Origin of the sequence: Bradyrhizobium manausense, assembly GCF_018131105.1 — a bacterium.
Lineage (GTDB): Bacteria > Pseudomonadota > Alphaproteobacteria > Rhizobiales > Xanthobacteraceae > Bradyrhizobium > Bradyrhizobium manausense_B.
The window spans coordinates 1,172,631-1,195,784 of sequence record NZ_JAFCJI010000001.1; the positions used below are offsets into that span (position 1 = coordinate 1,172,631).

A 23,154-nucleotide genomic window follows, 5' to 3' on the forward strand; every position below is an offset into this window, starting at 1 on the left:
CACCGGACGGTGGAAGCTCGAATAGCCAGATTTCTTAATCGGTCCAATAGCATGCGGGATCGATCCTGAAGTAAATGACTCAGTTAAATGAATGACTTAGATCGGAAGTTTTCCACAGCCCCGATGATGGACTGGACCGACCGGCACTGCCGGGTGTTCCACCGTCATCTGACGAAGCGGGCGCTGCTCTATACGGAGATGCTGACGACGGGCGCCATCATTCATGGTGACCGGGAGCGGCTGCTTGGCTTCGACGTGTCCGAGCACCCGGTGGCGCTTCAGCTTGGCGGGTCGGATCCCGGCGAACTCGCGAAAGCTGCGCGGATCGGCGAGGAGTTCGGCTATGACGAGATCAATCTTAATGTCGGCTGCCCGTCGGATCGCGTGAAGGATGGCCGTTTCGGCGCCTGCCTGATGGCGGAGCCCGAACTCGTTGCGAGATGTGTCGACGCAATGAAGCGCGCGGTCTCCATTCCCGTTACCGTGAAATGCCGCATCGGCATCGATGATCAGGATCCCGAAGTCGCGCTCGATGCGCTCGCGCGCGCCGTCGTGGCCGCGGGCAGTGATGCTCTGATCGTGCATGCCCGCAAGGCCTGGCTGAACGGTCTGTCGCCGAAGGAGAACCGCGACATCCCACCGCTCGACTATGAGCGTGTCTATCGGCTCAAGCGTGCGATGCCGGATGTGCCCATCATCATCAATGGCGGCGTCCTAAGCATCGAGGAGGCGAAGGCGCACCTTGCTCATGTCGACGGCGTGATGCTTGGCCGCGCCGCCTATCAGGAGCCGTGGCGGCTGCTCTCGGTCGATTCCGACCTGTTCGGCGAGGCGGCACCGCACGCGACCATGCAGGACGCGTTCGAGGCGATGATGCCGTATATCGAGGCGCAACTCGGGCGCGGCACGCGCCTGCACGCCATCACGCGGCATTTCGTCGGCGCCTTCCACGCGGTCCCCGGCGCGCGCGCCTTCCGCCGCCATCTTGCCGAGCAGGGTGTAAAGCCGGGGGCTGGCCTGGACGTGCTGCGCGATGCGATTGCGCGTATCGGCGCGCGAGTGCCGGCGGAAGCTGCGGCCTGACCTGTTAATCGACCGCCGTCCGCGAGCGGCGGTGGCTGCTCTGAAGCTCCGGATAGCCGGTGAGCATCAGCGTGTCGGAGCGGACGCCCCAGCTCTCCAGGCGATCGAGGAAGCTCATGCCGAGCAAATTGGTCTTCATCTGCCCACGCTGCACCACGAGTGCCGGCACCGATTTCTCGACGAGATGGCCGACAGCGAGGCGGTCGATCGTGAGCCGCGCCGCTTTGGTGTGACCGCCGGCGGTCTCGAGGTCGACGTCATATTCGAGCATTTCGAGCGGAAGCCCGATTGCTTTCGCGGTCTCCCAGGTTAGCACCACGGAGGTGGCGCCGGTGTCGATCACCATCGGTGCGGCAACGCCGTTGATCTTGGCCCGCAGCGCGAACTCGCCGCCCTGGCCGCGCTGGATCTGCACTGCGGGGGCGGGCTTCGCCGTCTGTGCGCGAAAAATGTGCGAGACCTTGTGGCTCGCGCGCGCAAACTGGTCTGGATCACCATAGGCGACCACGGCGCCAGCGGTGCCGGCCAGCATCATGAGAACGAGCAGGAAGCGGATCATCGCGCGCCTCCGATGGCACGCGGGCCCGTCAGGCGCGTTTCGCAGATCCCGCGATCGGCTGCAAACCGGCGTCCGCCATGCGCGCCGGCAACAGCGCCATCAGCGCGAGCCGCTCCGCGCTCTCCATGGTGTGCCAGCGTGCGATCTCCGGCAAGGTCCGGCCGCAGCCGAAGCACAGCCTGGTCTTGGGATCGATCATGCAGACGGCGACGCACGGCGTTTCTTTGCTCATCCGGGCATTGTGGGGGATAGGCGGGCAGGTCTGCAAGCATGTGTTTACGAACCCGTGCCCGCGCTCATGATCGGCTTGTGCCGCGGCCGGCGCTTTTCGTCGGGCACCATGGAACTCTCGGGCTGGAGCGGCGGCGCATCCTCCGACAGCGGCGCCAGCGCGCTCATCACGCGCTCCGGTGGGAAGGTGACGATCACCTCTGTGCCGATGCGCAGCTTCGATTTCAGCGTGAACGTGCCGCCATGCAGATCGATCAGATTCTTGGCGATGGGCAGGCCGAGGCCTGCGCCCTGTTCGGCCGACTTGATCGAATTGGAGCCCTGACCGAACGAGGCCAGCACCACCGGAATCTCGTCCTCGGGAATGCCGGAGCCGGAATCTCTTACCGAGAGATACTGCCCGCCCGAGGCGGTCCAGCCGGCCTTCAGCCAGATCTCGCCGCCTTGCGGGGTGAACTTGATCGAGTTGGAGAGCAGGTTGAGCACGACCTGGCGGATCGCGCGCTCGTCGGCCCAGAGCCGCGGCATCGCCTGCTCGAACACCTCGTGGATGGTGATGCCGCGGCTGGAGGCACGCAGCTTCATCAGATGATGGCAGTCGGCGACAATGCCGACCAGCGACACCGCTTCCTCGTTCAATTCGTAGCGGCCTGCTTCGATCCGCGACAGATCGAGAATTTCGTTGATGAGGTTGAGCAGGTGCACGCCGGAATTATGGATGTCGGCCGAGTATTCCTTGTAGACCGGCACAGCATGCGCGCCAAAGATCTCGCTCTTCATCACCTCGGAGAAGCCGAGGATGGCGTTGAGGGGCGTGCGCAGCTCATGGCTCATCTGCGCCAGGAAACGTGATTTCGCGACGTTTGCGGATTCGGCGCGATGACGCGCTTCGTCCGAGATCGCCTTGGCCTGCTCAAGCTCGCCGATCAATGCGTCCTTCTCGGCTCGCGCCTCCAGCGTGGCGAACGTTGAGGAGTGCAGGCGATGCGCCAGCAACACGAAATACCCTTCGGCCGCGAGCGAGAGCGCGCCGAGGATGTAATTGTCCAGCGAGCCGCTCATCACGAAGCTCAGCGCCATCGCGACCGCAACCGGCGCGGTGGCGGCCAGCGCTGCGATCGGCAGATTGGCGGCAAGCATACTCGACACTGCGATCACCAGCAGCATCAGAAACATCATCAGCGTTTCCGTGACCGTGTCGAGCACGGGATGAATCAGGATCGCCATCCAGCACAGGCCGTAGAGCAGGTCGAGCACGACGAAGCGCGTGCGCCAGCTGCGCGTCGCGATGGGCGAGGCGGGTTCGGTCAGGAAACGCTTGCAACTGCGGATCATCGCCGCGTGAATGCAGATCATGCCGGCGGTCCAGGCCGCAGCCGGGATCGGCTGCATCCACAAGCCGAACAGCACGCCGGTGGCGACCACCAGCAGCATCACGACATAAGAGGCGGAGAGCCGCGTCTGCGCATATTGGCGCAACAGCTCGGCGTCGAAGGCCGGTCGGGTTCCGCTGGTCGACGTTAACTTATCGCGCGCCTCGCGCACCCGTTGCGACGCAGCCCTTCGGCTGCTCGCTGATGGAGCGCTGACCGGCTCGGCCGGAAGCTGCACTACCTCAGGCTTTTCCGCGGGGTTACTCATCAAGCAACAACGATTCCTGCCCACGTCGGACGCGGGACTTCTGCATTGTCTATCTCTGGCAAGAAATCCTTAAGAGGTGACTTAAGGAGCTAAAAAATTACGTTAACCGGGCGTTAATTTGAATCTGCGGCAAGCGCCGCTCAGTGCAGCCACGCATGCTGCGCGACATAGACCACGGCGCCCGCCAGATAGCCGGCGAATGCCGGGACCGCGATGCGGCGGGCGTACCAGAGGAACTCGATCCGCTCGAGCCCCATGGCAGCGACGCCTGCGGCCGAGCCGATGATCAGGATCGAACCGCCGGTGCCGGCGCAATAGGCGATGAACTCCCAGAGGAAGCTGTCGGGCGGGTAGTGGCCGAGGTCGTACATGCCCATGGTCGCGGCGACCAGCGGCACGTTGTCGATGATGGCGCTGAGCAGGCCGAGCACGACGACGATGACGTCCTGGCGGCCGATGGTCGCCTCAAGCCATCGGGCCAGCATCGTCAGGAGGCCGGCATGTTCGAGGCAGGCGACCGCCAGGAGAATGCCGACAAAAAATACGATCGAACCCATGTCGATCCGTGTCAGCGCATGCGCGAGCGAAAGGGGACGGCGCACATGCTCGTCCTTGTCGCGGTGAATGACCTCACCGATCAGCCAGACGATGCCGAGGCCGAGCAGCACGCCCATGAACGGCGGCAGATGCGTGACCGTTTTGAAAGCGGGCACAGCGATCAGGACGCCGAGCCCGAGATAGAACATCAGATTGCGCTCGAACCTGTCGACAGTGAGCAATCCACTGTCTCTTGGCGGCGCCGCGATGGTCTTTCCCCTGAGTGACAGGCTGATGAAAGCCAGGGGCACGAGCAGATTGACCAGCGAAGGCAGGAACACCGCCCGCATGATGTTCAACGGCGTGATTTGTCCACCGATCCAAAGCATGGTCGTGGTGACGTCGCCGATCACGGTCCATGCGCCGCCGGCATTGGCGGCAATGACGATGAGGGAGGCGAACAGCAGGCGGTCGTCACGTTTGGCGATCAGCCGCTGGATCAGCGAGACCATCACGATGGTCGTGGTCAGATTGTCCAGGATCGCGCTCAGGAAAAACGCAACGAATCCGACCAGCCACATCAGTGTGACCTGGTTCGTGGTGTCGATGCGCGAGGTGATGACCTCGAAGCCGTCATGGGCGTCGATCACCTCGACGATCGTCATGGCGCCGATCAGGAAGAACACGATCTGCGCGGTCGAAGCGACGGATTCGTCGAGCTGATGACTGACCAGCGCATGATCGCCGATCGTGACGGCATAGATCGTCCAGAGCAGCCCCGCACCGAGGAGCGCGGTTGCGGTCTTGCTGACGCCGAGGGGGTGCTCGAGCGCGATCGCCGCATAGGTCAGGACGAAGATTGCGGCGATCGCGGTCAGCAAGGCAATATCAGGTCAGCGATTGAGGCGTGCGAGCAGGCTCGACGTATCCCAGCGCTTGCCGCCCATCTTCTCGACCTCGGCGTAGAACTGGTCGACCAGCGCGGTGACCGGCAAATTGGCGCCGTTGCGGCGGGCCTCGGCCAGCGAGATCGAGAGATCTTTGCGCATCCATTCGACCGCGAAGCCGAAATCGTACTTGTCGTCGTTCATGGTCTTGTAGCGGTTCTCCATCTGCCAGGACTGCGCCGCGCCCTTGGAGATGGTCTCGATCACCGCCGCGACGTCGAGGCCGCTCTTCTTGGCGAAGTGGATGCCTTCGGAGAGGCCCTGCACGAGGCCGGCGATGCAGATCTGGTTGACCATCTTGGTGAGCTGGCCGCTCCCGGCGGGCCCGAGCAGTTTGCACATCCGTGCGTAAGCGCCCGTGATGATCGGCTCGGCGCCGGCATAGGCGCCCTCGGCGCCACCGCACATCACCGTCAGCACGCCATTCTCGGCGCCGGCCTGACCGCCGGAGACGGGAGCGTCGATGAACTTGAAGCCGGCCTTGGTCGCGGCCGCATCGAGTTCGCGCGCGACCTCGGCCGAAGCGGTGGTGTGGTCGACGAAGGTCGCGCCCTTCTTCATGCCGGCGAATGCGCCATCAGCGCCGATCGTGACTGCGCGCAGATCGTTGTCGTTGCCGACGCAGCACATCACGAAGTCCTGGCCTTCGGCCGCGGCCTTCGGGGTCGCCGCGGTCTTGCCACCGAACTTGTCCGCCCACTCCTTCGACTTGGCCGCGGTCCGGTTGTAGACGGTGACCTCATGGCCCCCTTTTTTCACGAGGTGTCCGGCCATGGGGAATCCCATCACGCCGAGACCGAGGAAAGCGACTTTAGCCATGTGTGTGTCCGTAGCTTGAGTTTTACGGTTGCAGCCGGGCGAGGGGCGCCAAGCCGGGTCCTTGGGGTTCCGCCTGAGGAGCGGACCGGGCGCACCATAAACCCTTGCGGCCGGAGGGCAACGGCTTCGTTTGGCCGCCTCCTGTGCTAGGATGGCGGGACTCTAAGGACTTCAAAACAAGGGAGCGAAGGCATGGGCGGCGTGAGTGTTGGCGTGCTCGATCATTTCAACATCCGGACCCGGAATCTGGCCGAGACGGTCCGCTTCTACGAGGACGTGCTGGGCCTGGAAAAAGGCGCGCGGCCGAATTTCGCCTTCCCGGGGGCCTGGATGTACAGCGAGGGCAAGCCGGTGGTGCACCTCGTCGATATTTCCCCGACCTCCGAGCCGCAAAAGCCGGATTCCGGCGTTGTCCACCACGTCGCCTTCGTCAGCCGCGGCTTTGACGGCATGAAGCAGCGCCTGACGTCCAAGGGCATGAAGTTCGACTCCCGCCAGGTGCCCGGGGGAGACCTCTGGCAGATCTTCGTCCACGACCCCAACGGGGTCATGATCGAGCTCAATTACGAGGCGGCTCTGGAGCAGGGGGCAGCTCCAACCGAGATGGCTGAGGATATCGGCAAGCTGTAGCCTTTTGGCCGTTTCCGCTCTAATGGGGCATCCTGAACTTCTGGGAGATGCGCTTTGAGCGTGACGCAGCAACAGGTCCTCGACAGCCTCGCCAAGATCAAGTCGCCCCGCGGGGTCGCGCTCACCAATGCCAATGTGCTGAGCGCGATCAGCGCGTCCGACGGCAAGGTGTTCTTCTCGATCAATGTCGATGCCGCCGAGGCGCGGGCCTGGGAATCCGTCCGGGCCGAAGCCGAGGCCGCCGTGCGCGCCATGCCCGGCGTCACCACCGTGATGGTCGCGCTGACCGCCGAGCGCAAGGCGGGCGCAGCACCTCCGCCGCCCCCGCAGCCGAGCCGCGGTGCACCCGGCGTCCAGCCGGTCCATGCCCACAAGCCGCCGCCGCAGGGCGGCGCCCAATCGCCGATGTCGCGGCAGTCCGAGATTCCGGGCGTCGCTGCCGTGATCGCGGTCGCCTCCGGCAAGGGCGGCGTCGGCAAGTCGACCACTGCGCTCAATCTGGCGCTGGGCCTGCGCGACCTCGGTCTCAAGGTCGGACTGCTGGATGCCGACATCTACGGCCCCTCGGTACCGCGGCTGACCGGCCTGCACGAGAAGCCGGAGCTGGACGGCGAGCGAAAGATGATTCCGCTCCGTCGCTTCGGTCTCGCCATCATGTCGATCGGCTTCCTGGTCGAGGAGGAGACCGCGATGATCTGGCGCGGCCCGATGGTGATGTCGGCGGTGACGCAGATGCTGCGCGATGTCGCATGGGGCGCGCTCGACGTGCTCGTCGTCGACATGCCGCCGGGCACCGGTGACGCCCAGCTCACGCTGGCGCAGAACGTGCCGCTGAAGGGCGCCGTGATCGTCTCGACCCCGCAGGATCTGTCCTTGATCGACGCGCGGCGCGGGCTTGCCATGTTCAAGAAGGTCAACGTGCCCGTGCTCGGCATCGTCGAGAACATGAGCTACTTCCAGTGCCCGCATTGCGGCACGAAATCCGACATCTTCGGCCATGGCGGGGCGCGCCACGAGGCCGAGAAGCTCGGAGTACCGTTCCTGGGCGAAATCCCGCTGCACATGGCGATTCGCGCCACGTCGGACGCCGGCAATCCGGTGGTCGACAGCGAGCCGGACGGACCCCATGCGGCGATCTATCGCGCCATCGCGGGACAGGTCCGCGACCAGCTCAAGGGCGTCATCGCAGCGGCCTAAAGCGATTGTCTGGGGACATGCGACTTTCGTCGCCCCCTGTCATGCCATTGTCGCGTTCCGCGCGCGTGGCTTCCGTGTTAAACGCCCACGACAGCGAAGCCCCTTCGGTTTGACGCAGGCTTGGACCCGTGTCGTCGGAATGAGCGGCGGCGAAGAGAAAGTTCGGGGAAACACCCCAGCAAGGAGAGACCTGAAGATGAAGCGTCGTGATTTCCTGAAAGTGTCGGCAGCAGGCGCGGCGGCATCAGCCGCGGTGGCCTCGCCGGCGATTGCGCAGTCCTCGCCCGAGATCAAGTGGCGCATGACGTCGAGCTTCCCGAAGTCGCTCGACACCATCTATGGCGGCGGCGAGCAGCTGGCAAAGTACGTCGCCGAAATGACCGACAACAAATTCCAGATCCAGGTGTTCGCGGCCGGCGAAATCGTCCCCGGCCTGCAGGCGCTCGACGCGACCTCGAACGGCACCGTCGAGATGTGCCACACCGTCTCGTACTACTATGTCGGCAAGGACCCGACCTGGGCGATCTACGCCTCGGTGCCGTTCGGCCTCAACGCGCGCCAGCAGAACTCCTGGTGGTACCAGGGCGGCGGCGAGCAGCTCGGCAACGAGTTCTTCAAGAAGTCGAACGTGATCGGATTCCCCTGCGGCAACACCGGCACCCAGATGGGCGGCTGGTTCCGCAAGGAGATCAAGACCGTTGCGGACCTCTCGGGCCTGAAATTCCGCATCGGCGGCATTGCCGGCCAGGTGCTGCAGAAGGTCGGCGTCGTGCCGCAGCAGCTCGCGGGCGGCGACATCTATCCGGCGCTGGAAAAGGGCACCATCGATGCGGCCGAGTGGGTCGGCCCGTACGATGACGAGAAGCTCGGCTTCGCCAAGGTCGCGAAGTACTACTACTACCCGGGCTTCTGGGAAGGCGGTCCGATGGTCCACGCCTTCACCAACCTCGACAAGTGGAATTCGCTGCCGAAGAACTACCAGGCGATCCTCACCAACGCGACGGCCAACGCCAACAGCTGGATGGCCGCGCGTTACGACATGCAGAACCCGTCGGCGCTGAAGCGTCTGGTCGCGGGCGGCACCCAGCTTCGTCCCTTCACCAACGAAGTGCTCGAGGCCTGCCTCAAGGCGACCAACGAGCTGTGGGGCGAGATCTCGGCCAAGAACGCCGATTTCAAGAAGTCGATCGACGCCATGCAGGCCTATCGCTCCGACGAATATCTGTGGTGGCAGGTCGCCGAATACACCTACGACAGCTTCATGATCCGCTCGCGCACCCGCGGCTGATTTTCGAGCAAGTCGCCAGACGACAGAGCCCGGCCTCGTTCGCGAGGCCGGGTTTTTCTTTGCCGCGATGGCGGCTCACACTCAAAATCCGCAAAACAACCCCATGCACAGTAGACGCGGGGTGAGGGCGCGTCGCTCGGTGGATGGAGCCGGGTTTGACACGTCGGGCAAAACAGTGGCATGAATCCATAATCGCTTAATCCGAATTTTGCCATGGTGCAAATCCCTGGAGCGATGAGCTTCAGCGCCTCCCGTCTACGGCTTAAGTCGTAGGACCGGACGACCCGGCTCCGCGTGGAGGCCGGGCTTTTTCTTTGCCGCAGTGCGATCACGATGGAATTCGGTCAGGCGCTGCGCCATGCTGTCTGCCAAGCCTCGACAAGAAGGCCCGCAATCGTAAATTCATCAGGGTAGGAAAATCATGAAGAGAAGAGACTTCATCAAGGTCACAGGACTCGGTGCGGCCGGTGCCGCGACGTTCGCGGCTCCCGCGATCGCGCAGTCGATGCCGGAAATCAAATGGCGCATGCCGACGAGCTGGCCGAAATCGCTCGACACGCTCTATGGCGGCGCCGAGATGATGAGCAAGATGGTTGCGGAAGCGACCGACAACAAATTCCAGATCCAGACGTTTGCGGCCGGCGAGATCGTGCCGGGCCTGCAGGTGCTGGACGCCGTGCAGAACGCCACCTGCGAGATCGGCCACACCGCGTCCTACTATTATTTCGGCAAGGACCCGACCTTCACCTTCGGCTCGTCGGTGCCGTTCGGCCCGAACATGCGCATAAACCAGGCCTGGTACATGCAGGGCGGCGGGCGCGAGGTCCTCAACGAGTTCTACAAGAGCTATAACGTCATCTCGCTGTTGGCCGGCAACACCGGCTGCCAGATGGGCGGCTGGTTCAGGAAAGAGGTCAATACGCCGGAAGACCTCCGGGGCCTGAAATTCCGCATCGGCGGTTTCGCCGGGCGCGTGCTCCTGAAGCTCGGGGTGGTGCCGCAGCAGCTCGCCGGCGGCGACATCTATCCGGCGCTGGAGAAGGGCACCATCGACGCCGCCGAATGGGTCGGCCCCTATGACGACGAGAAGCTCGGTTTCTACAAGATCGCGCCGCACTACTACTATCCCGGCTGGTGGGAGGGCGGGCCGATGCTGCTCGCCTTCGTCAATCTCGACAAATGGAATGCGCTGCCGAAATATTACCAGAGCGTGCTGGAGCTGGCCGGTCAGGCCGCCAACAACTACATGATGGCGCGCTACGACCAGGCCAATCCGCTGGCATTGAAGAAGCTGCTCGCGGGCGGCACCAAGCTGCATGCGTTCTCGCCGCCGATCATGGACGCCTGCTACAAGGCGGCCAAGGAGCTGCACGCCGAAGTCGGCGCGAGCAATGCCAACTTCAAGAAGGTCCACGACTCCCTCGCGAAGTTCTCGAGCGACAGCTACGCCTGGTTCCAGGTCGCCGAAGTCGGCTACGATGTCTTCATGTCGCGGCGCTCGCAGAGCTGAGCGCGGCATCGTGTTATGCAGGCCCCGGAGCGAAAGCTCCGGGGCCTTTGCTCGAGGCGGCCTCACGAGATGGGGAGGCAGCGATGAGCTTCGATGTCGATGAACCGTAGGATCGATGTCGTCTCCGCTCTACCCATCGCGCAGGCCGGCTTCAAATAGTTCCCGCTATTGTAACAAAATACGACAGCTCCAGTCGGAACGGCGCGAGAACCCGGCCCGTTGGTCCGGATGAACAAACTGTATCCGCTGCTGCTCGAGCATCGACTGCCTGTTGTTGTGCGGTACTGCATCTCCACCGCGATCATGCTTGTTTGTTCGGTCATGCAGATAGCCCTGCAGATGCTATCCGGATACCCCGGCTATTTTCTTCTGCTTCCGGGCATTTTCCTGTCCGGTCTGGTTTTCGATCGCGGTACGGGAATATTTTCTGCGCTGATCGCCGTCTGCGTAGGGGGATATCTCAGCCTTCGACCCGAGTCCGTCGAGTATCTTTCCACCAATGGTCTTTTTCTGGTGACCGCCGCCGGTACGGCAGCGGTAGCGGAGTTTCTGCGCTCAGAGATGAAGAGGGTCATGCTGGCCGACCGTGCGAAAGCATTGCTGCTTCAGGAAATGGCGCATCGCACGAAGAACAATCTTGCATTGCTGAGCGCCATGATCCGCCTGCAGGCCAAGAATGCAGAGCCGATCGTTGCGACCGCGTTGCAGGACACTGCTCAACGAATCCAGGTGACCTCGGAAGTTTATGATCATCTCGAGGTCCACGACGATCTGCGGCTGGTCAGCATGCGATACTTCCTGACCGATGTCGTCGAGAAGATATTCCAATCGCTCGCTCCGTCAGGCCCGATCGCGTTCGATGTCAGTTGCGAGGACGTTGTGTTGCCGAACAACCAGGCGCTGGCGAGGGATTATCGTCAACGAGCTCGTCACGAACTGTCTGAAGTATGCTTTCCCCGATGGTCGGCCGGGGCATGTGGCGATCTCTCTTTCAGTTGTGGACCAAATCGAAATATCCGTTTCGGATAACGGTATTGGTCAAAACGGCGGGGGCCGGAAGGGAGAATCCGGCCTCGGTTCGAAGATCGTCATGCTTCTGACTCAACAGTTGGGGGGAACGTTACTCTATGAAGAACTCCAGCCCGGGCTACGCGTCCGTCTCCGCGCGCCGGGAACGACCGTGTCCTGATGACTCCAGGACACACGAGGGAAAGCCAAGCATGGTGCGTTCACAACACACCGGTCGAAGTCCGTAGCAGAGACCGTGACCTGGCTGCCGGATCGTGCCGACCCGGATCATGGCATCGAAATCGTCTTCCCCGAGGTGCACTTTCAATACCGTGAAGCGGAGCCGCTGCTTACACGAACCTGACAGAAGGTGATGAGTGGGGCTCCTTTTCGCTGGCCGAGGAGCCCCGAATGGTGGAAGAGAGCAGGGGTGCGGCAAGAGCCGCGCGGTGATGCCGGGAATGCGATGCGCCTTCTGATCGTCGAGGACAATGCCGAGCTGTCGCGGCTCGTGGCCAACGGGCTGGCGGCGGCCGGCTACGAGAGCGACATCGTCGGCAGCGCCGGGGAGGCGCGCGAGGCGGTGCACAATGTCAGCTATGCCGCGATGATCCTCGACCTCGGCCTGCCCGACGGCGACGGCCTGTCGGTGCTGCGTGAGTTGCGGCGGCAGATGGAGCCGCTGCCGGTGCTGGTGCTGACCGCGCGCGGCGGCGTGCAGGACCGCGTCAACGGCCTGCGCAGCGGCGCCGACGACTACCTCGCCAAGCCGTTCGCAATGGAGGAGCTGGTGGCGCGGCTGGAGGCGATCCTGCGCCGTCCCGGCCAGCTGCTCGGCCGCTCGCTGCGGCTTGCCAATCTCGTCTACGACACCGAGAGCCGCCAGATCTTCGTCGACGACAAGCCGCGCATCATCTCGTCGCGCGAGACCTCGGTACTGGAGATCCTGCTGCGCCGGCAGGGGCGGGTGGTGCCGAAGAAGAACGTCGAGGATCATATCTTCGGGCTCGAAGGCGAGGTCGCCTCCAACGCGGTCGAGGTGTACGTCTCCCGGCTGCGCAAGCAGCTCGCCGAACATGGCGCCAAGGTCGTGATCCACACCATCCGGGGCGTTGGCTACATGATGGCCGAGGAGAAATAGCATGGGCCGCGCCGGATCCAGGAACGGATCCAGGACTGGACCGGAGACTGGATCCGGAATGCGGCGGCCGTCGTTCAAATCGCTGATCTCGCGCATCGTGTTCCTGCACATCATCGCGGTCGCCGTGGTTGCGATCTTTCTGCCGCTGGTCTTGTTCTGGCTGTTGAACTCCGAGATCGACCAGCTGCATCGGGCTGCGATGCGCGCCCAGGCCGAGACGCTGGCCGAACGGATCGTCCTCCAGCCCGACGGCAGGTTGACGTTCAATCTGCCGGATAGTCTTCGCGGTCTCTATTCGGAAGCATATGGCCGCTACCAGTACGACATTCGCGACGCCGGCGGCCGTCTGCTGTTCTCGTCGCACAGGAAGACGGGGGGCTTTGACTCGGACTCGAGTTCCGGCGCCGAGGTGACCCAGACGATCGGCGACACCACCGTTCGCATTCAGGTGGCGGAAGATCTGTCGCATCGCGACGTCATCACCGATGACATCGTGGCCAACTTCTTCCGCCGCGTCGGCTGGATCACCATTCCCATTCTCCTGATCCTGCTCGCCACCGACATCATCATCTTCCGCCGCGCCGTCGCGCCGCTGTGGAAAGCGTCGGAGGAGGCGAGCAATATCGGCCCGTCGCGCACCGACATTCGCCTGCCGACCGAGCAGATTCCGCGTGAGATCATTCCGCTCGTCACCGCCGTCAACCAGGCGCTCGATCGCCTCGAGGACGGCTTTCGCGTGCAACGCCAATTCACCGCCGACGCCGCCCATCAGCTGCGCACGCCGCTTGCGATCCTGCGCACGCGGGTCGACACGCTCGGCAACAGTGCGGCCAGGCAGGCGCTGCATGACGACATCGAAAGCATGAGCCGGATCGTCGCCCAGCTCCTGGAGATCGCCGAGCTCGACACGCTGGTGCTCGATCCCGGCGAGACCGCGGACTTGCGCGCCGTCTGCGCCGAGGTGGTCGGCGCGATCGCGCCGTACGCGATCGCGCAGCACAAGGACATCGCGCTGAGGGGCGCCGACGCCCCGGTGATGATCCACGGCAATTCCGAGATGCTCCAGCGCGCCGTCTTCAATCTCGCCGAAAACGCCATCAAGTTCACCGCGAAGGAGACCTCTGTCGACGTCGAGGTCAGCGACGACGGTTCGGTGCGGGTGCGCGATTGCGGCCCTGGAGTCACCGAGGCCGAGCGCGAGCTGATCTTCCAGCGTTTCTGGCGCAGGGATCGCCAGCGCAGCGACGGCGCGGGCCTGGGCCTTTCGATCGTGCGCGGCGTTGCCGACGATCATGATGCGACGGTCGCGGTGGACAATCTCCCCGGCGGCGGCGCCGAGTTCACGCTGCGGTTCAGGCTGGCGGAGGCGGGAGCCCCCACCCTTGGTTCAAGCTGACCGCTATTTCAGCTTGCCGGTCGACAGATCCATGATCATGCGCGTGGTCAGGTAGAGACGCGGCACGATGGTGTCGAGCTTCACATATTCGGCGTCGTTGGAATGCGCGCCGAAGCCGGACAAACCCATGCCCTCGACCACAGCGCCCCTGGTCTTGAGCGCGGCAAAGGCGGCGTCAGTGCCGCCACCGGTTGCCTTCTCGTCGACCTTCAGCGGCAGTCCGATCTCCTCGTAGATCGTCTTGCCGTAGGCGGCGACGCGGCGCGAGGCGTCGGTGGCTTCCAGCGGCGGACGGCGCACCTCGAATTTCAGCGCGACCTTGGAATCCGGCAGCAGCCGATTTTTGATCTTCTCTTGAAGCGCCTTCTCCAGCTCGTCGAAATCCGACACCTTCAGCGCACGCGCATCGGCCTGCGCCGTGGCTTCGGCCGGGATCACGTTGCGGTTGGTGCCGGCCTTGGACACGGTCCAGTTCAGCTTCAGGCCCTGCTCGGGCTTGGATAAATCCTTCATCTGAAGCACCTGATGCGAGAGCTCATAGAGCGCATTGATGCCGCCCTCGGGTCGCGCGCCGGCATGCGAGGACTTGCCCGTGACCGTGAGATAGGCCGAGCCGATGCCACTGGTGGCGAGCCGCAGCGTGCCGTCCGCGCCGCCGCCTTCGAACGAGAACACCGCGTCCTGGTCGGCGGCGAACTTGGTGATGGTGCTGCGCCAGCCGGGCGAGGAAATCTCCTCATCGCCATTGGTGAGCACCGTGAGCGTGCCGTACTCCTTGAAGTTCAATTTCTGAAGCATCGCCACGGTGTGGAGAATGAGCGCGACGCCCTGCTTGTCGTCGGCAATGCCGAGGCCGTAAGCCTTGTCGCCATCGATGTGGAACGGCTGGTCCTTCAGCATGCCCTTCAGATAGACCGTGTCCATGTGAGCGATCAGCATGATCTTCCTGGTGCCGGTGCCCTTGAAGACGGCGTGCACGGCCGGGCCGATCTTGTCCGGGGTGTCGTCGAGCCGATAGATGTCGGTGGGTTGCAGGATCTCCACCGTGCCGCCGAGCTGCTTGAGCTGATCGGCGACGCGTCCTGCGATCACGTTCAGGCCCTCGACGTCCCTGCTGCCGGTTTCGATGCTGACGAGGTCGCGCAGCGTGTCGAGCAGCGGCTGCTGCTCCTTCTGCGCCAGCGTCTGGACGTCTGCCACCGGCTCGGCATGCGCCATGGATGCGGCACAGGCGAGCCACAGCGAGACGATCAACGAACCGGCGAACGGGGGAGCAGGGAGCGATCGGGACATGCGCGGCGTTCCACACTTTGAGGAACGTCCGGTATGCCTGCCTTTGCCGCGCGTGTCACGCTCTTCACCTTCTCCCACAGGGGGAGAAGGGAAGAAGGTCGCTGCTACTTCTGCGGTGGCCCCAGATCCAGCGGAGGCAGGTCGATCTGCGGCACCTCGATCTTGACCTTGTCGAGATCGACGTTGAGCGGCTTGTCCAGCAGGCCCGTCACCGTGATCGGGAACGCGATCACGATCAGCACCATGATCATCTGGAGACCGATCCAGGGCATTGCGCCCCAATAGATGTCCGAGCTCTTCACTTCCTTCGGCGCCACGCCGCGCAGATAGAACAGCGCGAAGCCGAACGGCGGATGCAGGAACGACGTCTGCATGTTGACGCAGAGCATGACGCCGAACCAGATCAGCGCCGGACCGTCGCCGACGACGGGTCCGAGCACCTTCTGTGCGATCGGTGCGATCATCGGCAGGATGATGAACGCGATCTCGAAGAAGTCGAGGAAGAACGCCAGGAAGAAGATGAAGAGGTTGATGAAGATCAGGAAGCCCCAGACGCCGCCCGGCAGCGAGGTCAGGAGATGCTCGAGCCAGACGCCGCCGGAGACGCCGAGGAACACCACCGAGAAGCAGGTCGATCCGATCAGGATGAAGGTGACCATGCAGGTGAGGCGCATGGTGGATTCGTAGCCCTGCTTGATGAGGTCGCGCAGGTCCGGGATGCGTGCGGCCGAGATGCCGATCCAGGCCACGGCGAGGTAGGTCACGGCGAAGGCGAGCTTGAAGACCAGGTTCTCGGTGAACAGCATCGCGACGATGGTGCCGATGCCCGCGGCGATCACGCCGACGATCAGGATCTTGCGGTCGGTCGAGGTGAAGTCCTTGTGGTGGATCGCGGCGAGCACGATGGCGCCGACCGCGCCCATGGCACCGGCTTCCGTCGGGGTCGCAAGGCCCATCATCATGGTGCCGAGCACCACGAAGATCAGCACGGCCGAGGGGATGATGCCCATCAGGCACTTCTTCCACAACGCCCAGCCGGTCAGCGTGCGCGCTTCCTTCGGCACAGGCGGCACGTGGTCGGGCTTGATCAGGCCGAGCACGAAGGTGTAGCCGGCGAACAGGACGATCTGGAACACCGAGGGGCCCCAGGCGCCGAGATACATGTCGCCGACCGACTTGCCGAGCTGGTCGGCGAGCACGATCAGCACCAGCGAGGGCGGCACCAGCTGCGTGATGGTGCCGGAGGCAGCCAGCACGCCGGTGATGTAACGCATGTTGTAGCCGTAGCGGATCATCACCGGCATCGAGATCAGCGCCATGGCGATGACCTGGGCCGCCACCGTGCCGGTGATGGCGCCGAGGATGAAGCCGACGATGATGACGGAATAGCCGAGACCGCCGCGGACCGGGCCGAACAACTGGCCCATCGAATCCAGCATGTCCTCCGCCAGTCCACATCTCTCCAGTATCGCGCCCATGAAGGTGAAGAAGGGGATCGCGAGCAGGAGCTCGTTGGAGAGCACGCTGCCGAACACGCGGCCGGGAATCGCCTGCAGGAAGTTGAGGTCGAAGAAGCCGAGATAGATCGAGAGGAAGCCGAAGGAGAGGCCGACCGCCGCGAGCGTGAACGCGACGGGGAAGCCGATCAGCATCGCCAGAACCAGGCCGCCGAACATCAACGGCGGCATCATCTCCAGCGTAATCATTGGGTCGGCCTCTCGTACTTGGCGTCGATCGTCACATAGCCCTGGAGAGCCGCGATACGCTTGATGACTTCGGAAATGCCCTGGAGCGCCAGCATCACGAAGCCGGCGGGGATCACGAACTTGATGGGCCAGCGGATCAGGCCGCCGGCGTTGCCCGACATCTCGCCGACGTCATAGGCCTGCATGAAGAACGGCCATGACAAATAGGCGAGCAGGAGGCAGGAGGGGATCAGGAAGAACAGCGTGCCGATCATGTCGAGCCAGAGCTGGCCGCGCTCGGACAGGGTCAGGTAGAAGATCTCGACCCGGACATGCTCGTTGCGCTTGAAGGTATAGGAGGATCCGAACATCACCAGGATCGCGAACATGTACCATTGCATCTCCAGCCACCCGTTCGACGAGTAGCTGAAGGCGTAGCGGATCATGGCGTTGGCCGCGCTGACCAGGCAGGCGAGAAGCACGAGCAGGTTGCAGACGTACCCAATCTTCTCATTGAGGGCGTCGATGGCGTTGCTCACCGCCAGCAATGGACGCATCTTACTTTCTCTCCGTCGCGGCCTAACTCTTCATGGGAGACTTCAGCGCGCAACGCCCGGCCGGCGTGCGAAAAGCACGCGACCGCACGGATCTCGGTCCGGAGCGATTGCGGCGTCAGTCCTCCCCTCGTGCCTTGCCGTCTTGACCGCGACCGCCAAAGGGGCGGGCCGGCTTATTGTTGCCGGGCAAGCAAAGGCGATCGCACCAAACCAGCGGGCTTGTGCGCCGTCAATCGGAAAATGGGCAAATTGACGGCGCGTCAAAAGCTTAACGCAACCGTCGGCGACGAATCCTCAACCGCCGGTAACGCTCATATGCCTTGAGACGCTCGGCCGGTTGTGACGGCGGTCGATGATGAAATCGTGGCCCTTGGGCTTCAGCCCGATGGCGCGGTCGATCGCATCCGCGAGCAGCACGTCGTCGCCGGATGCACGCAGAGGCCTGCGCAAATCGGACGCGTCCTCGTGGCCGAGGCAGGTGTGCAGCGTGCCGGTGCAGGTGATGCGGACCCGGTTGCAGGATTCGCAGAAATTGTGGGTCATCGGCGTGATGAAGCCGAGCTTGCCGTTGGTCTCGGCGACGCTGACATAGCGCGCCGGCCCGCCGGTGCTCTCGGCGAGGTCCGTCAGCGTGAATTGCTGGGCGAGTCGCGCGCGCACCAAGGACAGCGGCAGATACTGGTCGATGCGGCCCGCGCCGATCTCGCCCATCGGCATCACCTCGATCAGGGTGAGACCCATGTTCTTGCCATGAGCCCAGCGCAGGAGGTCGGGGAGTTCGTCCTCGTTGAGGTTCTTCAGCGCCACCGCGTTGATCTTCACGGCGAGTCCTGCGGCGCGCGCGGCCTCGATGCCCTCCAGCACCTTGTCGATCTCGCCCCAGCGCGTGATCTCGCGAAACTTCTTGGGATCGAGCGTGTCGAGTGAAACGTTGATGCGGCGGACGCCGCAATCGGCGAGCTCCCTGGCATGCTTTGCGAGTTGCGTGCCGTTGGTGGTCAGCGTCAGCTCGTTCAGCGCGCCGCTCTTAAGGTGTCGCGACAACGAGCGCACCAGCGACATCACGTTGCGCCGGACCAGCGGCTCGCCGCCGGTGAGCCGCAGCTTCTTCACGCCCTTGGCGATGAAGGCCGAGCAGAGCCGGTCGAGTTCCTCGAGCGTCAGCAGGTCGGCCTTGGGCAGGAACGTCATGTCTTCCGACATGCAATAGAAGCAGCGCAGGTCGCAGCGATCGGTGACGGAGACGCGCAAATACGAGATGGTCCGCCCGAACGGATCGGTCATGGCGCTCGACAACGCGGCGGGGGGACTCGCAGTCAATCCGTTCATACCAAATGCCTTGCCAAATGCCTTGTCACTTACGGCGACGCGCGCACCATTGCTTCAGCGGTGCTTGGAAGCAATCTAAGCACCGGACGCGGCTCAGACAATCGGGTGGTATACGTAGTTTAACGCTTGCCCGCGTTCGGATCGGGGAACGGCGAACCGCCTGCGGGCGGTGCAGCATCGGCCGGCGCCGCGGCGGGCGCGGCTGCGGCGGGTTTCGGCTTCTTCGGCCGGTGCGGCTTCTTCTTCACGGGCTTCGGCGGCACCGCCGGCGCAAGCTCCGCGAACACCGGAGTCGGATCGGTGGTCACTGAGGCCGGCGTGGTGAAATCGCCGGGATTCTTGATCACATTCACCGGCACGGTGGTCGGCTGGTACTTGGGAAGCGTGTATGAGACCGTGAACGGGGCGTCCGGGGCGGGAACCGACACGGAGCAGGGGGTCTTGCAGCCGCCACCCAGCGAGGTCGTCGCGTCAGCCCCCTGGGGGTTGGATTCGAGCCGGACCTGAACGGTCGGCGGCGCCGATTTGAACATGTCCCAGGACATCGAGGAGCAGCCACCAAGGCTTGTTGCTCCCAGGAGGCTCGCCCCCGTTAACGCAATCGCGATGACACGACGCATGACCATCCACTTCTACTGCGACGAACCGCCACATGACCCCGCGCGGACCATAGGAGCGTCGTTCCGGGCAAGCAACCGGCGGGTCGCGCATAGTTAATAGATGGTTAACGCAGGGTTCCGCGGCAATAGCCGAGCTATCTCAGGACCTTGCGTGAAGCCTAGGCTGACATCAGGCTGTGGGCGGCGGCCGGCAGGTCGCGCATGTGATGGATCAGCCGGTCCGGCTTCAGATCGGCGATCGGCACGTCCGTATAGCCGAAGCTGACCCCGATCACGGGGACCCCGGCGCGCCGGGCCACGCCGACGTCGGTTCCGGCATCGCCGACCATGATGCTGGCTTTGACGTCGCCGCCGGCCCGGGCCACCGTCTCGCGGAAGATGGTCGGATCGGGCTTCGGGACCCCGAAGGTGTCAGCGCCGCAGATCGCGGCGAACCGCTTGGTCAGGTCGAGCTGGTCCAACAGCCGCTTCGAGAGCCATTCGAGCTTGTTGGTGCAGACCGCCAGGCGATGGCCCTGCGCCGCCAGCAAATCGAGCGCCTCCAGCAGCCCCTCGAAGGGACGGGATTCCACCGAGATATGGTCGGCGTAATAGGCGATGAAATCCGCCGTCATCCGGTCCATCTCGGCAGGGGTGACCGTACGGCCCTCGGCCTCCAGACCCCGCTCGAGCAGCTTGCGGGCGCCCGCACCGATCATGTTGCGGGCGGCAGCCATCGGAACCGGCGGCAGGCCTTCGCGGTCGAGCACGTAATTCAGCGCGGTGATCAGGTCGGGCGCCGTATCCACAAGCGTGCCGTCGAGATCGAAGACGAGGGTATAGGGGGAGGTCATGCCAAAAGCGCTATCGGTCCGGCCGGGCCGGCGCAAGGGGCGGGCCCATAAGATCACCTTATAGAGAGGCTCCCGGACCCTGTTCTCGGGAGAAAATCGAGGCTACATAGGCCGCCGCAAGCGAAACCACCGGCGGCACTCCTGGCTTTTTGAGGCGGGCGCGAACGTGAACATGGACCAGTTGAAGCGGCAGGCTGCGGCGCGCGCCCTCGAAGAGGTGCGCGACGGCATGCAGCTCGGCCTCGGGACCGGCTCGACCGCCAAGCATTTCGTCGAGCTGCTTGGCGAGCGCGTCGCCGCCGGGCTCAAGGTCATCGGCGTGCCGACCTCCGAAACCACACGCGCCGATGCGGAGCGCTGCGGCGTGCCGCTGACCACGCTCGACGAGATCGACCATCTCGACATCACCGTCGACGGTGCCGACGAGATCGATCCGGAGCTCAACCTGATCAAGGGCGGCGGCGGCGCGTTGCTGCGCGAGAAGATCGTGGCGGCCGCCTCGGATCGCATGATCGTTATTGCCGACGACACCAAATGGGTGCCGACGCTCGGTCGCTTTCCGCTGCCGGTCGAGGTGATCCCGTTCGGACTCGGGGCGACCCGCCGTGCCATCGAGAAGGCATTTGCGGAATGCGGCGTTTCCGGGCAAATGGCAGTCCGCAAGGCCAAAGACGGCCACGTTTTCGTTACCGATGGCGGCCACTGGATCGTCGATGCCCAGCTGGGACGTATTGCTGATCCGGGGAGCCTCGCCAAGGCGTTAAGTGCGATCCCCGGCGTGGTCGAGCACGGGCTGTTCATCGGCTTGGCCAGCTCGGCGGTCTTGGCGGGTGGCAAGGGAATTCGCGTGATTGAACGGCGTAAGCCGAAAGGAGACTAGGAATGAAGAGCGTCTTGAAGATCGTGCCCGCCGTGTGCCTCGCCTTCGTGATGGCACTGGGAATAGCGCCTGTGGCCGCACAGCAGAAGGCGGCCCCGGCAGCACCGACCCCGGGGGCGATCGCCGCGGCAAAGGAGATTTTACAGCTGAAGAATGCCAGCGCGATGTACGCTGGCGCCGTGCCCGGCATGGTGGAGAAGGTCAAGACCACGCTGATCGGGCAGAACCTCAACTACCAGAAGGATCTCAACGAGCTCGCCCCTGTCATCGCCAAACAGCTGGCCGGCCGTGAGTCGGAGATCGGTGAGGGCATGGTGGGAGTGTATGCCGGCGAGTTCACCGAGCAGGAGTTGAAGGATCTCGTTACGTTCTACAAGTCGCCGCTCGGCCAGAAGCTGCTCACCAACGAACCCAAGGCTATCAGCCTCAGCATGCAGGTCATGAACGACTGGGCGCGGAATTTCTCCGAGGTCGTCGCGAGTGCGTTCCGCGCCGAGATGAAGAAGCGTGGCAAGGAAATCTGACAGTACCTATCTGTCCGGGTAATCCTTGAAAGAGGTCGGAGTGGACAATGGCTGAATTCGACGTCGACCTCTTTGTCATCGGTGGCGGCTCGGGCGGCGTTCGTGCCGCCCGCATTGCGGCGGGCTACGGCGCCCGCGTGATGATCGCGGAGGAGTACCGCATGGGCGGCACCTGCGTGATCCGCGGCTGCGTCCCGAAGAAGCTGTTCGTGATCGGCTCGCATTTCCGCCACGAACTCGAGGACGCCGCCGGCTTCGGCTGGACCGTTCCGCCCGCGACCTTCGACTGGCCGACCCTGATCGCCAACAAGGACAAGGAGATCGCGCGGCTGGAGGCGGCCTACACGACGAATGTCGAGAAATCAGGCGCGCAGGTCGTCAAGAGCCGCGCGGTGATCGAGGACAAGCACACCGTCCGCCTGCTCGCGGACGACAAGAAGATCACGGCGAAATACATCCTCATCGCCACCGGCGGCGCGCCCAATCACGGCGCGGCGATTCCCGGCATCGAGCATGTGATCTCCTCGAACGAGGCGTTCCATCTGAAGAAGCTGCCGAAGCGGATCGTGATCCAGGGCGGCGGCTATATCGCGCTCGAATTCGCCGGCATCTTCGCCGGCTTCGGCTCCGACGTCACCGTGATCTACCGCGGCGACAACATCCTGCGCGGCTTCGACGAGGACGTTCGCGCTCACGTCCGCAGCGAGATGGAGAAGCAGGGCATCACCATCCTCACCGGCTGCACGGTGAACAAGGTCGATCGCCACGGCGAGGAATTCACCACGCATCTGTCGAACGGGTCGAGCATCGCGTCCGACCAGGTGATGTTCGCGATCGGGCGCCATCCGGCCGTCGCCAATCTCGGCCTGGAGAAGGCCGGCGTTGCCATCAATCCGAAGAACGGCGGCATCGCGGTCGACCATTTCTCCAGGAGTTCGGTCGACAGCATCTATGCGATCGGCGACGTCACCCATCGTTTCAACCTGACGCCGGTGGCGATCCGCGAGGGCCATGCCTTCGCCGACACCGTGTTCGGCAAGCGCGAGGTGCAGGTCGATCATTCGCATATTCCGACCGCGGTGTTCTCGCAGCCGGAGGTCGGCACGGTCGGTCTGACCGAAACCGAGGCGCGCGCCCAGTTCAGCCACGTCGACATCTACAAGACGAATTTCCGCCCGATCAAGGCGACGATGTCCGGTCGCGACACCCGCGTGCTGATGAAGCTCGTGGTCGACGGCTCGACCGATCGCGTGCTCGGCTGCCACATCGTCGGCGACTGCGCCGCCGAGGTGACGCAAGTGGTCGCGATTGCCGTGAAGATGAAGGCGACGAAAGCCGATTTCGACGCGACCATCGCTCTGCATCCGACCGCAGCCGAAGAACTGGTGACGATGCGCACGCCGACTGCGCGCCACGTTCGCCAGGCCGCGGAGTAGGGCGTTCTCA

21 protein-coding genes and 2 pseudogenes are annotated in these 23,154 nt (G+C 63.9%); 12 read left to right on the forward strand and 11 right to left on the reverse strand.

Features of this window, described 5'->3' with window-relative positions; all coding sequences use genetic code 11:
- Window positions 1–87 precede the first annotated feature (87 nt).
- Window positions 88–1,083 carry a tRNA dihydrouridine(20/20a) synthase DusA gene (dusA, locus tag JQ631_RS05280; protein ID WP_212324580.1) on the forward strand — a complete coding sequence of 332 codons (996 nt, stop codon included), beginning with the start codon at window positions 88–90 and terminating at the stop codon, window positions 1,081–1,083.
- A 4-nt stretch (window positions 1,084–1,087) separates the two neighbouring features.
- Here dusA and JQ631_RS05285 read toward each other — a convergent pair whose 3' ends face one another.
- The 5 genes and pseudogenes from JQ631_RS05285 to JQ631_RS05305 form a co-directional block, all read right to left on the reverse strand.
- A complete protein-coding gene (locus tag JQ631_RS05285; protein WP_212324582.1) occupies window positions 1,088–1,642 on the reverse strand; it encodes a TIGR02281 family clan AA aspartic protease in 555 nt (184 codons plus the stop codon).
- A gap of 28 nt (window positions 1,643–1,670) precedes the next feature.
- A complete protein-coding gene (locus tag JQ631_RS05290) occupies window positions 1,671–1,874 on the reverse strand; it encodes a DUF1289 domain-containing protein (protein WP_212324584.1) in 204 nt (67 codons plus the stop codon).
- Between the two features lie 44 nt (window positions 1,875–1,918).
- Window positions 1,919–3,514 (reverse strand): sensor histidine kinase, encoded by a 1,596-nt coding sequence (locus JQ631_RS05295; protein ID WP_212324585.1) that lies wholly within the window; start codon window positions 3,512–3,514, stop codon window positions 1,919–1,921.
- A gap of 140 nt (window positions 3,515–3,654) precedes the next feature.
- Entirely contained in the window at window positions 3,655–4,932 is a 1,278-nt protein-coding gene (nhaD, locus tag JQ631_RS05300) for a sodium:proton antiporter NhaD (protein WP_212324586.1), read from the reverse strand.
- A 12-nt stretch (window positions 4,933–4,944) separates the two neighbouring features.
- A pseudogene (locus tag JQ631_RS05305) lies at window positions 4,945–5,841 on the reverse strand (NAD(P)-dependent oxidoreductase); the annotation flags it as partial.
- Between the two features lie 168 nt (window positions 5,842–6,009).
- On the opposite strand from JQ631_RS05305, the gene JQ631_RS05310 reads away from it, so the two are divergent.
- The 8 genes and pseudogenes from JQ631_RS05310 (at window position 6,010) to JQ631_RS05340 (ending at window position 13,987) form a co-directional block, all read left to right on the forward strand.
- Window positions 6,010–6,447 (forward strand): VOC family protein, encoded by a 438-nt coding sequence (locus tag JQ631_RS05310; RefSeq protein WP_212324588.1) that lies wholly within the window; start codon window positions 6,010–6,012, stop codon window positions 6,445–6,447.
- A 54-nt stretch (window positions 6,448–6,501) separates the two neighbouring features.
- Window positions 6,502–7,644 carry an Mrp/NBP35 family ATP-binding protein gene (locus tag JQ631_RS05315; RefSeq protein WP_212324590.1) on the forward strand — a complete coding sequence of 381 codons (1,143 nt, stop codon included), beginning with the start codon at window positions 6,502–6,504 and terminating at the stop codon, window positions 7,642–7,644.
- Between the two features lie 196 nt (window positions 7,645–7,840).
- Window positions 7,841–8,932, forward strand: coding sequence for a TRAP transporter substrate-binding protein (locus JQ631_RS05320; protein ID WP_212324592.1), 1,092 nt, complete (start codon window positions 7,841–7,843; stop codon window positions 8,930–8,932).
- Window positions 8,933–9,353: 421 nt separating this feature from the next.
- On the forward strand, window positions 9,354–10,442 hold the full coding sequence (locus JQ631_RS05325) for a TRAP transporter substrate-binding protein (protein ID WP_212324594.1): 1,089 nt from the start codon (window positions 9,354–9,356) through the stop codon (window positions 10,440–10,442).
- A 612-nt stretch (window positions 10,443–11,054) separates the two neighbouring features.
- Window positions 11,055–11,261: pseudogene (locus JQ631_RS32660) on the forward strand (histidine kinase dimerization/phosphoacceptor domain -containing protein); the annotation flags it as partial.
- 40 nt (window positions 11,262–11,301) lie between these two features.
- Window positions 11,302–11,631 (forward strand): ATP-binding protein, encoded by a 330-nt coding sequence (locus tag JQ631_RS32620; protein WP_491018474.1) that lies wholly within the window; start codon window positions 11,302–11,304, stop codon window positions 11,629–11,631.
- Window positions 11,632–11,916: 285 nt separating this feature from the next.
- Window positions 11,917–12,591 (forward strand): response regulator transcription factor, encoded by a 675-nt coding sequence (locus JQ631_RS05335; protein WP_212324595.1) that lies wholly within the window; start codon window positions 11,917–11,919, stop codon window positions 12,589–12,591.
- Between the two features lie 58 nt (window positions 12,592–12,649).
- Window positions 12,650–13,987 (forward strand): sensor histidine kinase, encoded by a 1,338-nt coding sequence (locus JQ631_RS05340; protein ID WP_212324596.1) that lies wholly within the window; start codon window positions 12,650–12,652, stop codon window positions 13,985–13,987.
- A 3-nt stretch (window positions 13,988–13,990) separates the two neighbouring features.
- Here the strand turns inward: JQ631_RS05340 and JQ631_RS05345 are convergent, their stop codons facing one another.
- The 6 genes from JQ631_RS05345 to JQ631_RS05370 all read right to left on the reverse strand — a co-directional run bounded on the left by JQ631_RS05345 (window position 13,991) and on the right by JQ631_RS05370 (window position 20,304).
- Entirely contained in the window at window positions 13,991–15,280 is a 1,290-nt protein-coding gene (locus JQ631_RS05345) for a M20/M25/M40 family metallo-hydrolase (protein WP_212324597.1), read from the reverse strand.
- A gap of 104 nt (window positions 15,281–15,384) precedes the next feature.
- Window positions 15,385–16,986 carry a TRAP transporter large permease gene (locus tag JQ631_RS05350; protein ID WP_212324598.1) on the reverse strand — a complete coding sequence of 534 codons (1,602 nt, stop codon included), beginning with the start codon at window positions 16,984–16,986 and terminating at the stop codon, window positions 15,385–15,387.
- Window positions 16,983–17,522, reverse strand: a complete 540-nt coding sequence (locus tag JQ631_RS05355; RefSeq protein WP_212324599.1) for a TRAP transporter small permease subunit — start codon at window positions 17,520–17,522, stop codon at window positions 16,983–16,985. Before JQ631_RS05355 ends, JQ631_RS05350 begins: the two co-directional genes overlap by 4 nt.
- Window positions 17,523–17,816: 294 nt before the next feature.
- Window positions 17,817–18,851: a GTP 3',8-cyclase MoaA gene (gene moaA, locus JQ631_RS05360; RefSeq protein ID WP_212324600.1), complete on the reverse strand. Its 1,035-nt coding sequence runs from the start codon at window positions 18,849–18,851 to the stop codon at window positions 17,817–17,819.
- Between the two features lie 119 nt (window positions 18,852–18,970).
- Window positions 18,971–19,471 carry a hypothetical protein gene (locus JQ631_RS05365; protein ID WP_212324602.1) on the reverse strand — a complete coding sequence of 167 codons (501 nt, stop codon included), beginning with the start codon at window positions 19,469–19,471 and terminating at the stop codon, window positions 18,971–18,973.
- Window positions 19,472–19,629: 158 nt separating this feature from the next.
- Complete coding sequence (locus tag JQ631_RS05370; protein ID WP_212324604.1) at window positions 19,630–20,304, reverse strand: HAD-IA family hydrolase; 675 nt, start codon at window positions 20,302–20,304, stop codon at window positions 19,630–19,632.
- A 166-nt stretch (window positions 20,305–20,470) separates the two neighbouring features.
- Here JQ631_RS05370 and rpiA point away from each other — a divergent pair, with 166 nt between their 5' ends.
- Genes rpiA through gor form a run of 3 tightly spaced genes read left to right on the forward strand, consistent with a single transcriptional unit; the run spans window position 20,471 to window position 23,144 of the window.
- Entirely contained in the window at window positions 20,471–21,184 is a 714-nt protein-coding gene (gene rpiA, locus JQ631_RS05375) for a ribose-5-phosphate isomerase RpiA (RefSeq protein WP_212324606.1), read from the forward strand.
- Between the two features lie 2 nt (window positions 21,185–21,186).
- Window positions 21,187–21,708, forward strand: coding sequence for a DUF2059 domain-containing protein (locus JQ631_RS05380; RefSeq protein WP_212324608.1), 522 nt, complete (start codon window positions 21,187–21,189; stop codon window positions 21,706–21,708).
- A gap of 47 nt (window positions 21,709–21,755) precedes the next feature.
- On the forward strand, window positions 21,756–23,144 hold the full coding sequence (gor, locus tag JQ631_RS05385; protein WP_212324610.1) for a glutathione-disulfide reductase: 1,389 nt from the start codon (window positions 21,756–21,758) through the stop codon (window positions 23,142–23,144).
- Window positions 23,145–23,154: the final 10 nt, after the last annotated feature.

What these genes read in the sequence shown, in the direction of transcription:
- dusA (WP_212324580.1), top strand. Translation starts at nt 88, where the DNA reads ATGAATGACTTAGATCGGAAGTTTTCCACAGCCCCGATGATGGACTGG.
- JQ631_RS05285 (WP_212324582.1), bottom strand. Translation starts at nt 1,642, where the DNA reads ATGATCCGCTTCCTGCTCGTTCTCATGATGCTGGCCGGCACCGCTGGC.
- JQ631_RS05290 (WP_212324584.1), bottom strand. Translation starts at nt 1,874, where the DNA reads ATGAGCAAAGAAACGCCGTGCGTCGCCGTCTGCATGATCGATCCCAAG.
- JQ631_RS05295 (WP_212324585.1), bottom strand. Translation starts at nt 3,514, where the DNA reads ATGAGTAACCCCGCGGAAAAGCCTGAGGTAGTGCAGCTTCCGGCCGAG.
- JQ631_RS05310 (WP_212324588.1), top strand. Translation starts at nt 6,010, where the DNA reads ATGGGCGGCGTGAGTGTTGGCGTGCTCGATCATTTCAACATCCGGACC.
- JQ631_RS05320 (WP_212324592.1), top strand. Translation starts at nt 7,841, where the DNA reads ATGAAGCGTCGTGATTTCCTGAAAGTGTCGGCAGCAGGCGCGGCGGCA.
- JQ631_RS05325 (WP_212324594.1), top strand. Translation starts at nt 9,354, where the DNA reads ATGAAGAGAAGAGACTTCATCAAGGTCACAGGACTCGGTGCGGCCGGT.
- JQ631_RS32620 (WP_491018474.1), top strand. Translation starts at nt 11,302, where the DNA reads ATGTCAGTTGCGAGGACGTTGTGTTGCCGAACAACCAGGCGCTGGCGA.
- JQ631_RS05335 (WP_212324595.1), top strand. Translation starts at nt 11,917, where the DNA reads ATGCGCCTTCTGATCGTCGAGGACAATGCCGAGCTGTCGCGGCTCGTG.
- JQ631_RS05340 (WP_212324596.1), top strand. Translation starts at nt 12,650, where the DNA reads ATGCGGCGGCCGTCGTTCAAATCGCTGATCTCGCGCATCGTGTTCCTG.
- JQ631_RS05345 (WP_212324597.1), bottom strand. Translation starts at nt 15,280, where the DNA reads ATGTCCCGATCGCTCCCTGCTCCCCCGTTCGCCGGTTCGTTGATCGTC.
- JQ631_RS05350 (WP_212324598.1), bottom strand. Translation starts at nt 16,986, where the DNA reads ATGATTACGCTGGAGATGATGCCGCCGTTGATGTTCGGCGGCCTGGTT.
- JQ631_RS05355 (WP_212324599.1), bottom strand. Translation starts at nt 17,522, where the DNA reads ATGCGTCCATTGCTGGCGGTGAGCAACGCCATCGACGCCCTCAATGAG.
- moaA (WP_212324600.1), bottom strand. Translation starts at nt 18,851, where the DNA reads ATGAACGGATTGACTGCGAGTCCCCCCGCCGCGTTGTCGAGCGCCATG.
- JQ631_RS05365 (WP_212324602.1), bottom strand. Translation starts at nt 19,471, where the DNA reads ATGCGTCGTGTCATCGCGATTGCGTTAACGGGGGCGAGCCTCCTGGGA.
- JQ631_RS05370 (WP_212324604.1), bottom strand. Translation starts at nt 20,304, where the DNA reads ATGACCTCCCCCTATACCCTCGTCTTCGATCTCGACGGCACGCTTGTG.
- JQ631_RS05380 (WP_212324608.1), top strand. Translation starts at nt 21,187, where the DNA reads ATGAAGAGCGTCTTGAAGATCGTGCCCGCCGTGTGCCTCGCCTTCGTG.
- gor (WP_212324610.1), top strand. Translation starts at nt 21,756, where the DNA reads ATGGCTGAATTCGACGTCGACCTCTTTGTCATCGGTGGCGGCTCGGGC.